This window comes from Streptomyces sp. AM25 (assembly GCF_058146165.1).
The window spans coordinates 1-13,183 of sequence record NZ_JBKIWN010000061.1 but is presented as its reverse complement, the minus strand read 5'-3'; the positions used below and the strand labels follow the sequence as shown (position 1 = coordinate 13,183).

Below are 13,183 nucleotides of genomic sequence, written 5' to 3'. Positions count from 1 at the left end.
GTGTTTCCAACCTTACCAGATCCGTTTTCCGTTCCGTTTCCGGTTCGGAATTTCGATTCCGGCCCCCTGTTGGAGCGGGGTGCGCCTTCGGGCTTTCGCTTTCCGGCTTTGCCGACTTTATCAGATTCGCTCCGGCCGATCACATCGGCCTTTTCGCTTCCGATAAGGAGTCGAGGATGCTTCGCGTGAAGGAACTTCACTGACCGAAGCCGGTGAGACACCAACCGTTGCTCGCAAGCTTCCCGCTCGCCGCAACCGTTTGAATCTACCTCCCCGCCCAGACCATGTCAACAGTCTTGGCGAGGTGAAAAGGACACTAGCAGGACACCTGGTGTTCATGCACATCGGCCGCCGCCACCGGTGCCCGTCCCCGGGCTATGTGAAGGACGAGGGCGGGCTCTCCAGGTCCTCGAGCTCGATGCCGGGGGCCGCCAGCACCACGTCGCCGACGATGTGGATCGTGTGCTGCTCCCCCGTGTCCAGGGCGCTGACCTGGTACTCGTCCACTTCCAAGAGGCCGTTGTCAGTGGGGTGTGCTGTCCTTCCCTTCAGCGCCCACGCCTGGTCGACGGTGAGGGGGGCGAGGACGGAGGACGTGAAGGAGACCAGGCGGATCCGGGTCGCGCCTCCGCCGGGGGAAAGGCGGAGGAGGCGGGAGACGGCCACGTAGAAGGCGGGGGACGTGCCGGTGAAGGTGTGCGCGCGGACGTTGCCCTCGGAGGCGTGTTCGCCGGTCGCATCCGTGCGGACCCAGGTGACGCCCTCGAGTGCGGCGCCGCGGACCTGCCAGTCCCCGGCCTGGAGCTGGAGACGGATGGGGCGGCCGAGGTCGTCGACGGTCAGGTCCACCGAGCCGGCCGGGTCGCCCGAGGGGGTGGTGATCTGTGAGACGTAGCGCCAGCCGGAGGGGCCGGTGGCGCAGTGGAAGTGCTCTTCACCGAGGGGGGTGTGATCGTGCGGGTCGTGCAGGGAGTAGCGGCCGCGAGGCATGGTGGGGTCCTTGACGGAAAGCGGACAGGCCCCCGCCCAGAGGGCGGAGGCCTGTTCTATCAGCTCTGCTTCTGTCGGCTCCGCCGGATCCGGCGGCTGATGGTGCTGTCAGTAGCGGTAGTGGTCCGGCTTGTACGGGCCCTCGACCGGGACGCCGATGTAGGAGGCCTGCTCCGGGCGCAGCACGGTGAGCTTGGCGCCCAGTGCGTCGAGGTGGAGGCGGGCGACCTTCTCGTCCAGGTGCTTGGGCAGGACGTAGACGTCGGTCGGGTAGGACTCGGGCTTGGTGAAGAGCTCGATCTGGGCGATCGTCTGGTTCGCGAAGGAGTTGGACATCACGAACGACGGGTGGCCGGTGGCGTTGCCCAGGTTCAGCAGGCGGCCCTCGGAGAGGACGATGATCGTCTTGCCGTCGGGGAAGGTCCAGGTGTGGACCTGGGGCTTGACCTCGTCCTTGACGATGCCGCGCACGGCCGCGAGGCCGGCCATGTCGATCTCGTTGTCGAAGTGGCCGATGTTGCCCACGATGGCCTGGTGCTTCATCCGGGCCATGTCGCCGGCCATGATGATGTCCTTGTTGCCGGTCGTGGTGACGAAGATGTCGGCGGTCTCCACCACGTCGTCCAGCGTGGCGACCTGGTAGCCGTCCATCGCGGCCTGCAGGGCGCAGATCGGGTCGATCTCGGTGACGATCACGCGGGCGCCCTGGCCGCGCAGCGACTCGGCGCAGCCCTTGCCCACGTCGCCGTAGCCGCAGATGACCGCGACCTTGCCGCCGATGAGGACGTCGGTGGCGCGGTTGATGCCGTCGACCAGGGAGTGGCGGCAGCCGTACTTGTTGTCGAACTTCGACTTGGTCACGGCGTCGTTGACGTTGATCGCCGGGAAGAGGAGCGTGCCGGCCTGGTGCATCTCGTACAGGCGGTGGACGCCGGTGGTGGTCTCCTCCGTGACGCCGCGGATCTCCGAGGCCAGCTGCGTCCACTTCTGCGGGGACGCCGCGAGGGTGCGGTTGAGGAGCTCGAGGATGACGCGGTGCTCCTCGTTCTCCGCGGTGTCCACCGACGGGGCCTTGCCCGCCTTCTCGTACTCGACGCCCTTGTGGACCAGGAGCGTGGCGTCACCGCCGTCGTCCAGGATCATGTTCGGGCCGCCGGTCGGGGTGCCGGGCCAGGTCAGCGCCTGCTCCGTGCACCACCAGTACTCCTCGAGCGTCTCGCCCTTCCAGGCGAAGACGGGGACGCCCTGCGGGTTTTCGGGGGTGCCCTGCGGGCCCACCGCGATGGCGGCCGCGGCGTGGTCCTGGGTGGAGAAGATGTTGCACGACGCCCAGCGGACCTGGGCGCCCAGCGCCACCAGGGTCTCGATCAGTACGGCCGTCTGCACGGTCATGTGCAGCGAGCCGGTGATCCGCGCGCCCTTGAGCGGCTGCGCCGCCGCGTACTCCTTGCGGATCGCCATCAGACCGGGCATCTCGTGCTCGGCGAGGGTGATCTCCTTGCGGCCGAAAGCTGCCAGGGACAGGTCCGCGACCTTGAAGTCCTGGCCATGGGAGGTGGTGGTCATACGGGCTGCTCCTCCTGAAGGTCGAGCGAGGGTGGGTGCCTGCGGCTGTGCACGCGGCCGGGCTGCATGCGTGCGGACACACTGATCCACACTGGTCGAATCGCCCTTGACCGCAGCGCAGTCCGTCGGAGGCCCTCTCTCCCTCGGCCGGTCCGTCGTGCGGGCCGCCCGACCGCCATCAGCAGCGACGTCTGGCTCTCCCTCGAATCTACACGGGTGCGGCGGTGAACCCCACCCCCTTCCCGGCCCCGATCGGGCCGCCCGGAACGGCGATCCGGCGGACCGTCAGGTTCCGGCCGCGGCAATGACCTTGGTCTCTCTCGCTTTGCTCCGTCCCTCCGGTGCTGCAGGATGCCGTCAACGCGAGTTGTGAGGAGATCCATGTGACCAGTCCAGCCGGTCCTCCCCCCGCCGCGGGGTCGAGCGGGCGACGGCTCAAGCTGCTCGCGGTGACCGCGTGCCCCACCGGTATCGCCCATACGTACATGGCCGCGGAGAAGCTGACGCAGGCCGCGCAGGCCCTCGGTCATGAGATCAAGGTGGAGACCCAGGGGTCGATCGGCGCGGAGAACGTCCTCACCGACAACGATGTCAGACAGGCCGACGGCATCATCATCGCCGCCGACAAGGACGTCGACCGCAGCCGGTTCGTCGGCAAGAGGGTGCTGGTCGTCGGCGTCGCGGAGGGGATCCACCATCCCGAGCGGCTGATCGAGCAGGTGCAGTCCGCGCCGGTCCACGAGGGCGACGGGGGCGGGATCCTGGCCGGGGTCGCGGGCGGCGATGCCGGGAAGGGGCGGGGGGTCACGTACAAGGCGCTGATGAACGGCGTCTCGTACATGATTCCGTTCGTCGTCGTCGGCGGTCTGCTGATCGCGGTCTCCCTCGCCCTCGGCGGGCACCCGAACGCGAGCGGCGGTCTGGTGATTCCGGACGGCTCGGTCTGGAAGCACGTCAACGACATCGGCGTCATCGGTTTCACGCTGATGGTGCCTATCCTGTCCGGCTACATCGCCTATGCCATCGCCGACCGTCCGGCGCTGGTGCCCGGCATGATCGGGGGCTGGATCGCCAACACCGGTGCGCTGTACGACTCGAAGTCGGGCGCGGGCTTCATCGGCGCGATCGTCACGGGCTTCCTGGCCGGCTATCTGGTGCTGTGGATCAAGAAGGTCAGGGTTCCCCGGTTCGTCCGGCCGATCATGCCGATCATCGTGATCCCCGTCGTGGCGACGTCCGCCCTCGGCCTGTTCTTCATCTATGTGCTGGGCCGGCCCATCGCCTGGGTCTTCGAGCACCTCACCGACTGGCTGGGCAGCCTGACCGGGGCGAGTGCGGCGCTGCTCGGCGTGCTCCTGGGGCTGATGATCTCTTTCGACATGGGCGGGCCGGTCAACAAGACGGCGTTCCTGTTCGGCGCAGGGCTGGTCTCCAAGAACCCCGAGATCATGGGCATGTGCGCGGCCGCCATTCCGGTGCCGCCGCTCGGGCAGGGGCTGGCGACGCTGCTGCGGCGGCGGATGTTCGACGATCAGGAGCGGGAGACCGGGCTGGCCGCGCTGTTCATGGGGTTCTTCGGCATCACGGAGGGGGCGATTCCGTTCGCTGCGGCCCGGCCTGCGCGGGTGATTCCGGCGAACATGCTGGGCGGCGCCGTGGCGGGGGCGATCGCGGGCCTGGCGGCGGTGCAGGACAGCGTGCCGCACGGCGGGCCGATCGTGGCGGTGCTGGGCGCGGTGAGCGGGGTGCCGATGTTCTTCGTCGCCGTGGTCATCGGCGCGGTGGTCACGGCGTTGACGACGGTCACGCTGATGTCGCTCGGGCGCACGCCCGTCGGCGCCGGCGGGCCCGCTGCTGTCACACCCCCTGTGGTCATGCCGTCCACAGCCCGGTCCGAGGTGCTCTCGGGGTACCTCGGCGGGCGGACCGTGAGCCTCGGTCTGGCCGCTGAGGACAAGGCGGCGGCCATCCGGGAGATGGCCGAACTCCTCGCCGCCACCGGCAAGGTGACGGATGTGGACGCCTTGACGGCCGCCGCGCTGGCGCGGGAGGAGCTCGGTACGACCGGGCTCGGCGAGGAGATCGCGATCCCGCATGCGAAGACCGACGCGGTGTCGGCCCCGGTCGTCGCCTTCGCCCGGTCCGGCGCGGGCATCGAGTGGGGGGCGCTCGACGGGACGCGGGCGCGGCTGATCTTCATGATCGCGGTGCCGGAGGCCGCCGCCGGGGACGAGCACCTGCGGATCCTGGCGCTGCTGGCGCGGAAGCTGCTGGACACGGGGTTCCGGGAGCGTCTGCTGAACGCGGCGGGCACGGACGAGGTGATGGGGATCCTGGGGGAGATCCGCTGAGGGCCGGCGGGCGCGGGCGTCAGCGTCTGATGTCCGGCTCCAGGTAGATCACCCGCGCGATCGGCACGGCTTCGCGGATGCGGGCTTCCGCCTCGTCGATGGCGCGGGCCACCTGGGCCGCCGTGTCGTCGTGGCGGACCGCGATCTTGGCGGCCACCAGGAGTTCCTCGGGGCCCAGGTGGAGGGTGCGCATGTGGATGACCGATGTGACGGTCTCCCCGTCCACCGCCGCCGCGCGGATCCTGGCCACCTGCTCCGGTCCCGCGGCCTCGCCCAGCAGCAGGGACTTGGTCTCGGCCGCCAGCACGAGGGCGATCACGACCAGCAGGGCGCCGATGCACAGCGTGCCGATGCCGTCCCACACGCCGTCCCCGGTGAGGAGCGTCAGGCCGACGCCCGCCAGGGCGAGGACGAGGCCGATCAGGGCGCCGAAATCCTCCAGCAGCACCACCGGGAGTTCGGGCGCCTTGGCCGTGCGGACGAAGGAGCTCCAGGACTGCCCGCCCCGCAGCACGTTCGCCTCCTTGACGGCCGTGCGGAACGAGAAGCCCTCCGCGACGATCGCGAAAACGAGCACGCCCACCGGCCAGTACCAGTGCTCCAGTTCGTGCGGGCTCCTGATCTTCTCGTAACCCTCGTAGAGCGCGAAGACGCCGCCGATGGTGAACAGGACGATGCTGACGAGGAAGCCGTAGACGTAGCGCTCGCGGCCGTAGCCGAAGGGGTGTTCCTCGGTCGCCTGCTTCCGGGCCTTCTTGCCGCCGAGCAGCAGCAGGGCCTGGTTGCCGGAGTCGGCGACCGAGTGGACGCCTTCGGCGAGCATGGACGACGAGCCGCTGAAGGCGAAGGCGATGAACTTCCCCGCCGCAATGGCCAGGTTGGCGCCGAGCGCGGCGACGATGGCCTTCGTACCGCCCGTTGCACTCACGCGGCGCCGCCGTCGGCACCGTCGGCGGTGGCCCGGAAGACCGTCGCCTCGCCGAGGAGCACGACGCGTTCGCCGGCGGGCACGAAGGCGGACATGCCGGGATCCAGGAGCAGTTCACGGCCCTCGGTGTTGCGGAGGACGACCGTGCCGGAGGTGCACAGCAGGATCTGCGCGGCGCCGGCCGGCAGCGCGGTGCCTGCGCCGTCGTCGCCCGCGCAGGGGGCGAGGACGTAGCGCGAGAGCCGGAACTCCTGGACGGGCGTGTCGTAGACCTCCTCCCCCTCGGCGTCGGCCTCGGGCCGCAGCACCTCGGGGTCGGACGCCTCGAAGCGGACGACGCGCAGGAGTTCGGGGACGTCGACGTGCTTGGGGGTCAGGCCGCAGCGCAGGACGTTGTCGGAGTTGGCCATGATCTCGACGCCGAGGCCCTCGAGGTAGGCGTGCGGGACGCCGGCGCCGAGGTACAGGGCCTCGCCGGGCAGCAGGCGCACGTGATTGAGGAGCATGGCCGCGATGACGCCCGGGTCGCCGGGGTAGTGGTGGGCGAGGGAGGCGTAGGCGACGTACGCCTCGCGGTACGGGCCGTCGACGGCGCCGAGCCGCTCCGCCGCGGCGGCGGCCTCCGCCACGGTCTTGGCCATGGCCTCGGGTTCGGCACTGAGGACGGCGGCGAGGACCTCGCGCAGGGCCGCCTCCTCGGGGTGCGCCCGCAGCAGGTCGGCGTACGGAACGAGCGAGTCGACGCCGAGCGCACCGAGCAGGCCGGCCGTCGTGTCGGGGGCGCGGAAGCCGCAGAAACCCTCGAACGGGGTGAGGGCGCAGATGAGTTCGGGCTTGTGGTTGGCGTCCTTGTAGTTGCGGTGGGGGGCGTCGAGGGGGATGCCACGGGCCTCCTCCTCCGCGAAGCCCGCGGCGGCCTGCGCGAGGTCGGGGTGGACCTGGAGGGAGAGCGGCGAGGCCGCGGCGAGGATCTTCAGCAGGAACGGGAGCCGGGGTCCGAAGCGCGCGACGGGCCCGGCGCCCAGCTCGCCCTCGGGGTCGGCGGCGATCACCTCGGACAGGGCGCGGGGCCCCTGTCCCCGGTCGATGCGGGAGGGCGCGCCGTGGTGGGCGCCCATCCACAGCTCCGCCTGGGGCTCGCCGGTGGGGTCGACGCCGAGCAGCCCGGGGATCGCGGTGGGGGAGCCCCAGGCGTAGGGGCGCACGGTGTTGGCGAGAAGGTCCATGGGGGCTCTGTTCCTGACTGTCCTGGGTGGGCTGTCGGGGGACGACCTGGGAGGCGGACGGGCGCGGCCGGTTACGACGTGGAGGCGAGCGCCAGGTAGACGGCGGCGAAGTCCGTGACGGCGAGGAGCTCCGCGGCGGTCTCCAGGGCGCTGGTGCTCTCGGTGGCCTCCAGCTCGCTGACGGGGGTGTCGCGGTGCAGGGCGAGTTCGCGGGCGGCGGGGGCGGGCGAGGTGACGTCGGGCTCGCGCTCGCGGAGCAGGACGACGCGGGCGTGCAGGGCGGCCTCCTGCTCCTCGACCCGGTCGCGGAAGAAGTCCTCCGGGTCGGCCCCGGCGGCGAAGACCCCGGAGAGCAGGGCGCCATGGGCGGTGAGCGCCTCGGGGAGTTCGGCGGCGAGCGCGGGGCGGCCGGCGAGCGCGGCGAGGACGGTCGCGAAGCGGCGGCCGGCCGCGGCGGCGAGCTCGCCCTCGCTCCAGATCAGCGGGAGGGTGTCGGCGACCTCGGCCGCCAGGGTCTTGGCCGGGTTGCTGTACGTGGCGATGGCGGGGCCGCAGCGCTCGGCGATCCGGTCGAGGTGGTCGGCGAGCGACTCCAGGGCCTCGGGGGGCGCGGTGCACAGGCCGATGCGGTCGGCGAGGGCGAGCAGCGGCGTGAGCAGCGACCAGAGGGTGCCGGGGCCGGAGGGCAGCACGGCGCGGGCGCCCTCGTCGTCCACGTGGCCGCCGGCCATGGCGGCCTCGTACGGCGTGGCGGTGAGCGGCACGGTCAGGCCGCGGACCTGGGCGGTGGCCTCGGCGAGCGGGGAGCCCGCGGGGCTGACGGAGACGACGGTGCAGCCGCGCCGGTAGGCCTGCTCCAGCAGCACGGCGAGGCCCGGCTCCGTGCCGTCCGGGCTGGCGACGAGGAGCAGGTCGAGCGGGCCCGTCCAGCCGGGGAGGGTCCAGCGCAGGGCGCCGGGGGCGGGGGCCACGCCCGCGGGGCGGATCAGGGCGACGGGGCAGCTGCCGTCGGCGAGCGCCGAGAGCAGCTCCGCCGTGGAGCCGGCGGCCGGCCCGGGGCCGGCGACCAGGACGGCCCGCGGCCTGCCGTCCGGCTGGAGGGAGCCGACGCCGGCCTCCGTGGCGTTGCGCACGGCCGTGCGGACCCGGGCGCCGGCTTCGGCGGCGCCGCGGAGCAGGCCGTGCAGATCGGCGCGGGAGAGGCCGTCGGGGTCATCGAGGAGCGACTCGTCGAACACCGTTGCTCAGCCTCCGATCGCCGAGGGGGTACGGGCGTGCCTGGCTGCCTGCGGCAGGCGGCGGGGTCAGGCGGGGCGCCGGGCCTCGTCCACGAGCAGGACGGGGATGTCGTCGCGGATGGGGTAGGCCAGGGCGCAGCTCCGGCTCTCGCACACCAGCTCGGGGGTCTCCCCGGCCGCGTTCTCCTCGCGGAGGGGGGCGTGGCACGCCGGGCAGGCGAGGATCTCCAGGAGACCGGCTTCGAGCGGCATGGGGTTCCCTTCGGGGATGTGCGGTTCTGTGTGGTCAGCCTACCGCCGGGGGCCCGGCGGCCTCACGCCCTGACGATCGCCAGGACCTCGTCCCGCACGCGGGCCACGGTGGCCGCGTCGCGGGCCTCCACGTTGAGGCGGAGGAGGGGCTCGGTGTTGGACGCGCGGAGGTTGAACCACCAGTCGGGCGTGGTGACGGTCAGGCCGTCGAGCTCGTCGAGCTCGGCGCCTTCGGTGTGCTCGTACGCGGCACGGACCGCGGCGGTGCGGGCCGCCTGGTCGGCGACGGTGCTGTTGATCTCGCCGGAGGCCGCGTAGCGGTCGTACTGCCGGACGAGCTCCGAGAGCGGGCCGGGCTGGCCGCCGAGCGCCGCCAGGACGTGGAGGGCCGCGAGCATGCCGGTGTCGGCGTTCCAGAAGTCGCGGAAGTAGTAGTGGGCGGAGTGCTCGCCGCCGAAGACGGCGCCGTGCGCGGCCATCTCCTGCTTGATGAAGGAGTGGCCGACGCGGGTGCGGACGGCCCTGCCGCCGTGCTCCCCGACGACCTCCGGCACCGACCAGGACGTGATCAGGTTGTGGATGATCGTGCCGCCGGGGTGCTTGGCCAGCTCGCGGGCGGCGACCAGGGCCGTGATCGCGGAGGGCGGCACGGGCTCGCCGCGCTCGTCGACGACGAAGCAGCGGTCGGCGTCGCCGTCGAAGGCGAGGCCGATGTCGGCGCCCGTCTCCCGGACCTTGGCCTGGAGGTCGACGATGTTCTTCGGGTCGAGGGGGTTGGCCTCGTGGTTCGGGAAGGTGCCGTCGAGCTCGAAGTACATGGGCACCAGGTCGACCGGCAGGCCGTCGAGGACGGTCGGGACGGTGTGGCCGCCCATGCCGTTGCCCGCGTCCACCACGGCCTTCAGGGGGCGGATCCGGGCGAGGTCGACGAGGGAGCGCAGGTGCGCCGCGTAGTCCGCGAGGACGTCCCGCTCGGCGACCGTGCCGGGGGCGGCCGCCGGCGCGGGGGCGCCGCTCTCCAGCCAGCCCTCCACGAGGGCGCGGATCTCGGCGAGGCCGGTGTCCTGGCCGACCGGGGCCGCGCCGGCGCGGCACATCTTGATGCCGTTGTACTGCGCGGGGTTGTGACTGGCCGTGAACATGGCGCCCGGCAGGTCGAGTTGGCCGCTGGCGAAGTAGAGCTCGTCCGTCGAGCAGAGGCCGATCAGCGTGACGTCCGCGCCCCGCGCCGCCGCACCGCGCGCGAAGGCCTGCGACAGGCCGGGCGAGGAGGGCCGCATGTCGTGGCCGACGACGATCGCGCGGGCTTCCGTGACCCGGGCGAAGGCGGCGCCGAACAGCTCGGCCAGCTTCTCGTCCCACTGTTCGGGGACGACGCCGCGTACGTCGTACGCCTTCACGATCTGCGACAGATCAGCCACAGCCGACCCCTCCTTGAGTGCGATTCGGGACACCCGTGCGTTCATCGGGACACCAAACCTACCTGCCGCGTGTGACAACGGGCGTACGCGCTGTCAGGAGTCGGGCGAGCGCAGCACCCTGAGGTGGCCCCGGCGGGCGACCTCCATCGGGTTGGCCTCGCGGCCGGCCGGGCCCATGGCGCCGGACGCGGCGCCCGGTCCGGCGGCGCGCTCCTGCGGACGGGCCGCCTCGCGCACGGCGTTGGCGAGGGCTTCGAGGTCGTCACTGCTGGGACGGGCGGGGCCGCTGTCGACCGCGAGGCGGACGACGTCCCAGCCACGCGGGGCGGTCAGGCGCTCGGAGTGCTCGGCGCACAGGTCGTAGCAGTGGGGTTCGGCGTAGGTGGCGAGCGGACCGAGGACGGCGGTCGAATCGGCGTAGACGTACGTCAGCGTCGCGACGGCCGGGCGGCCGCACGCGGTGCGCGAACAGCGACGTACAGGGCTCACGAGGTTGGACGGTACCGCACTCTTGAGCGGGCCGCGACGACTCACCCTCGGCTCACCCCTCCGTGTCGTCCCGGTTCGTCCGGTGGACACCGTTGTCAAAGCGCCTGGTTGAGCCGTACACGAGACGAGGAACACGGTGCGGGACGGAGGGAGAAATCGTCATCACCCGTAACAGATAGCGTCATTCCACATGCGGCGGACGACTCAGCGCGTGGCCGGATTCGGTCGCAGAGACGGCCGAAACGTTCATCCGGCGACATGCGATGAGATGCGTGGCCAGGGCGTGTACACGGGCCGCCGACGGATACTCTCAGGAGTGATGGACAGCCCTGTACCTCCCCCGACCGACGCCGGCGGACGCCCCGGGCCGACGCCCCCGCGCCACCGCGACCGCCACGGGCGCGGTATGCGCGGGCCGGTCGCCCCGCCCCAGGTGCCGCTGTCGGTCAGCCGGGCCGAGGCGTTCGTCGACCTCGTGCACGACTCCGCCGAGCGGCTGGAGCGGCGGTGGCCGCAGCTGGCCTCGGTGGACTTCGTGGTCCGGGAGGTGCCCGTCGGGGGCGACGAGGCCGAGGCCCTCGCCGCGCTGCTCGACGGGGACTCCGTGCCGCTCGGGCGGTACGTCCCCGCCCACGGCGACAGCCCCGACCGGATCGTCGTCTACCGGCGGCCGGTGGAGATCCGCACCAGGACGCGGGACGAGCGGGCCCTGCTCGTCCACGAGGTCGTGGTGGAGCAGGTCGCCGAACTCCTGGGGCTCGCGCCGGAGTCGGTGGATCCGCGGTACGGGCAGGACTAGCGCTCCGCCGGTCGCGCCCACGCGGCGGAGCCGCATGATGTGACAGCCCCGCGCCCCTTCGGGGCGCGTTGCTTCAGCCCCCGTTCAGCAGCGACAAGTCCGTCCTTGCCTCCGGGACCGTCACCGTCGACCGGTCGTCCGGGAGCGGCTGGATCGTGAACATCGGGACGCCGTCCTTCGGCAGGGCGAGCATGCGGGACGCGTACACCGGTCCCCCGTCCGTCTTCTCCACCGTCACCGCGTAGGAGCCCTTGGCCCCGTCCGGCTGCGGGGGTTCGAAGGCGAGGGTCGTTCCCGCCTTGACCGTGTACGTCTTGGTCACCGGTGCGCCCCCGTCGCTGCCCGCCGAGGACGTGACGCGCACCGTGGCCGCCTTGCCCGGTGCGGTCAGCGACAGCGTCGAGGCCTTGGGGCGGTTGTCCGCCACCGTGCCGCGTCCGTCGATCGCGGAGGTGGCGGGGATGAACGCCGTCTCCTGCTTGTCGTCCTTGCCGCGCGTGACGCGCAGCGCGGCGACGACCGGGGTGCCGCCGCTGCCGCCCGTGAGCATCAGGGAGCCCGCCTCGCCACGGGTGAGGTCGCCGAGGTCGACGGCGGTGGTCATGCCGCCCTTGAGGTGCAGCGACTCGTGGCCGGCCGGGGAGATCGTGCCGTTCGGCCCGACGAGGCGCAGGCCGATGTCCGCGTCGTCGGAGCCGGGCGCGTAGGCAACGAGCCGCACGGAGGTGGCGTCGGCGGGGATGCCGGGCAGCACCGCGTCCGCCGCCGGGTCGGCGGACGGCGGCAGCCAGTCGCCTCCGGCCTTCTCGTCGGAGGCCTGCACGGCGGCGCCCAGGCGGCCCGAGCGGGCCGCCACGTGGAGGGTGAGGTCGTCCGCGGGCGCATCCGTCAGCGTCGACAGCAGTACCGGCACGGTCGTGTGCGGCGGAACGGTGACGCCTTCCCCCGAAGGCGCCTTGATGCGGCCGTCCTTGCCGTACAGCTCCAGGTCGACGACGGCCGCCGTGGCGTCCGGGTTGGTCAGGTGGACGTAGTCCTGACGCCCCTTGGCGGTGCTCGCGCCGGGGAACCAGAAGGAAGTGTCGGGCGGTGTGCACGTCAGACCGTGCAGCCCGCGCCCGCTGCCCGCGCTGATGGTGGTGGTCTGCTGCGCCGTCCAGCCGGGGGCGAGCGGGCCGTCGGCGGCGCCGTAGAGGGCCGGTGCGTCCGAGCGGTCGGTCGTGGCCGTGACCGGCTTGCCGGGCTCCTTGAGGGAGAGGACCGGCTTGCCGTCGTTCTTGCCGCTCTTGCCGCCCGCCGCGGGCAGCAGGTCCGCAGACCTGCCCGTGCCCTTGCCACCGGCCGGTGTGAACGCGGTGTACGTCGTGTCCCCCACGTCGGACGACGTCGGCGCCGGGCACACCAGCGCGGACCGCTGCACGGGGGCCTTCTCGCCCGTGACGGTCTTGCCACTCTTGCCGCCCGGCGCGGAAACGTCTGACGGGCCGGTGAGCACGGCGACACCGGTGACGGCGGCGAGTGCCGCCGTGACGGCGAACAGGGAGAGGGTCGTGCGCTTCACTGCTGCTCGCTCCCGTCACGGTGGGGCTGCTGGTGTCCGTAGCCGTACGGGTCGTAGGCGTCGTACTGGCCGTACGACCCGGCCGCGTAGGGGTCCTGCGGGTACGGGACCTGGCCCTGTGGGTCGTACTGCTGGGGCTGTGCTGCCGGGTACGAGGGGTCGTAGCCCTGGTCGTGACCGGTGCCGTAACCGGGCTGCTGGTACGGGTGGTTCCGGGCGTCCCACTCCCCGTACTCCGGGTACGGCTGCTGGTGCGGCACGGCGGCGTACGGGTCGGCCGGGGCCTGCTCCTCGTACGGGTCGGCCGGGGGCGCCCCGGCCGGCGGGGCCGGCTCCGGGGCGGCCGCAGCGGCCGCGGCCGC

General features: G+C 72.3%; 12 protein-coding genes and 1 pseudogene. 3 read left to right on the top strand and 10 right to left on the bottom strand.

The genetic code is table 11. The features are described from left to right. On the top strand, positions 1-203 hold a 203-nt coding region (locus ACLHRZ_RS35370; protein WP_490422723.1), incomplete at its 5' end, for a hypothetical protein. Between the two features lie 172 nt (positions 204-375). On the opposite strand, the gene ACLHRZ_RS35365 is transcribed toward ACLHRZ_RS35370, so the two are convergent. Together ACLHRZ_RS35365 and ahcY are read right to left on the bottom strand one after the other, a co-directional pair. After that, positions 376-990, bottom strand: a complete 615-nt coding sequence (locus ACLHRZ_RS35365) for a hypothetical protein (RefSeq protein ID WP_490422722.1) — start codon at positions 988-990, stop codon at positions 376-378. A 108-nt stretch (positions 991-1,098) separates the two neighbouring features. Continuing rightward, positions 1,099-2,556 carry an adenosylhomocysteinase gene (gene ahcY / locus ACLHRZ_RS35360; RefSeq protein ID WP_490422721.1) on the bottom strand — a complete coding sequence of 486 codons (1,458 nt, stop codon included), beginning with the start codon at positions 2,554-2,556 and terminating at the stop codon, positions 1,099-1,101. Between the two features lie 383 nt (positions 2,557-2,939). On the opposite strand from ahcY, the gene ACLHRZ_RS35355 reads away from it, so the two are divergent. Then, positions 2,940-4,907 (top strand): fructose-specific PTS transporter subunit EIIC, encoded by a 1,968-nt coding sequence (locus ACLHRZ_RS35355; RefSeq protein ID WP_490422720.1) that lies wholly within the window; start codon positions 2,940-2,942, stop codon positions 4,905-4,907. A gap of 19 nt (positions 4,908-4,926) precedes the next feature. On the opposite strand, the gene ACLHRZ_RS35350 is transcribed toward ACLHRZ_RS35355, so the two are convergent. From ACLHRZ_RS35350 to ACLHRZ_RS35325, 6 genes are all read right to left on the bottom strand, one after another. Next, the gene (locus ACLHRZ_RS35350) at positions 4,927-5,835 is read right to left on the bottom strand and encodes a cation diffusion facilitator family transporter (protein ID WP_490422719.1); all 909 of its coding nucleotides are present in this window, start codon (positions 5,833-5,835) and stop codon (positions 4,927-4,929) included. Beyond that, a complete protein-coding gene (gene manA, locus ACLHRZ_RS35345) occupies positions 5,832-7,061 on the bottom strand; it encodes a mannose-6-phosphate isomerase, class I (protein ID WP_490422718.1) in 1,230 nt (409 codons plus the stop codon). The genes ACLHRZ_RS35350 and manA overlap by 4 nt, the downstream gene beginning before the upstream one ends. 71 nt (positions 7,062-7,132) lie before the next feature. After that, a complete protein-coding gene (locus ACLHRZ_RS35340; protein ID WP_490422717.1) occupies positions 7,133-8,299 on the bottom strand; it encodes an SIS domain-containing protein in 1,167 nt (388 codons plus the stop codon). A 66-nt stretch (positions 8,300-8,365) separates the two neighbouring features. Continuing rightward, on the bottom strand, positions 8,366-8,551 hold the full coding sequence (locus ACLHRZ_RS35335) for a Trm112 family protein (RefSeq protein ID WP_490422716.1): 186 nt from the start codon (positions 8,549-8,551) through the stop codon (positions 8,366-8,368). Positions 8,552-8,613: 62 nt separating this feature from the next. Continuing rightward, positions 8,614-9,972 carry a phosphomannomutase/phosphoglucomutase gene (locus tag ACLHRZ_RS35330; protein ID WP_490422715.1) on the bottom strand — a complete coding sequence of 453 codons (1,359 nt, stop codon included), beginning with the start codon at positions 9,970-9,972 and terminating at the stop codon, positions 8,614-8,616. A gap of 93 nt (positions 9,973-10,065) precedes the next feature. Next, positions 10,066-10,506 carry a DUF3499 domain-containing protein gene (locus ACLHRZ_RS35325; RefSeq protein ID WP_490422714.1) on the bottom strand — a complete coding sequence of 147 codons (441 nt, stop codon included), beginning with the start codon at positions 10,504-10,506 and terminating at the stop codon, positions 10,066-10,068. A gap of 274 nt (positions 10,507-10,780) precedes the next feature. Here ACLHRZ_RS35325 and ACLHRZ_RS35320 point away from each other — a divergent pair, with 274 nt between their 5' ends. Then, entirely contained in the window at positions 10,781-11,260 is a 480-nt protein-coding gene (locus ACLHRZ_RS35320) for a metallopeptidase family protein (protein WP_490422713.1), read from the top strand. A 73-nt stretch (positions 11,261-11,333) separates the two neighbouring features. Here the strand turns inward: ACLHRZ_RS35320 and ACLHRZ_RS35315 are convergent, their stop codons facing one another. Together ACLHRZ_RS35315 and ACLHRZ_RS35310 are read right to left on the bottom strand one after the other, a co-directional pair. Further along, on the bottom strand, positions 11,334-12,821 hold the full coding sequence (locus ACLHRZ_RS35315; RefSeq protein ID WP_490422712.1) for a DUF5719 family protein: 1,488 nt from the start codon (positions 12,819-12,821) through the stop codon (positions 11,334-11,336). Next, positions 12,818-13,183 (bottom strand): annotated as a pseudogene (locus tag ACLHRZ_RS35310) (hypothetical protein); the annotation flags it as partial. The gene ACLHRZ_RS35315 and the pseudogene ACLHRZ_RS35310, both read right to left, overlap by 4 nt.

Coding starts and splice junctions, on each gene's coding strand:
- ACLHRZ_RS35365 (WP_490422722.1), bottom strand. CDS start 990: ATGCCTCGCGGCCGCTACTCCCTGCACGACCCGCACGATCACACCCCC.
- ahcY (WP_490422721.1), bottom strand. CDS start 2,556: ATGACCACCACCTCCCATGGCCAGGACTTCAAGGTCGCGGACCTGTCC.
- manA (WP_490422718.1), bottom strand. CDS start 7,061: ATGGACCTTCTCGCCAACACCGTGCGCCCCTACGCCTGGGGCTCCCCC.
- ACLHRZ_RS35335 (WP_490422716.1), bottom strand. CDS start 8,551: ATGCCGCTCGAAGCCGGTCTCCTGGAGATCCTCGCCTGCCCGGCGTGC.
- ACLHRZ_RS35320 (WP_490422713.1), top strand. CDS start 10,781: ATGGACAGCCCTGTACCTCCCCCGACCGACGCCGGCGGACGCCCCGGG.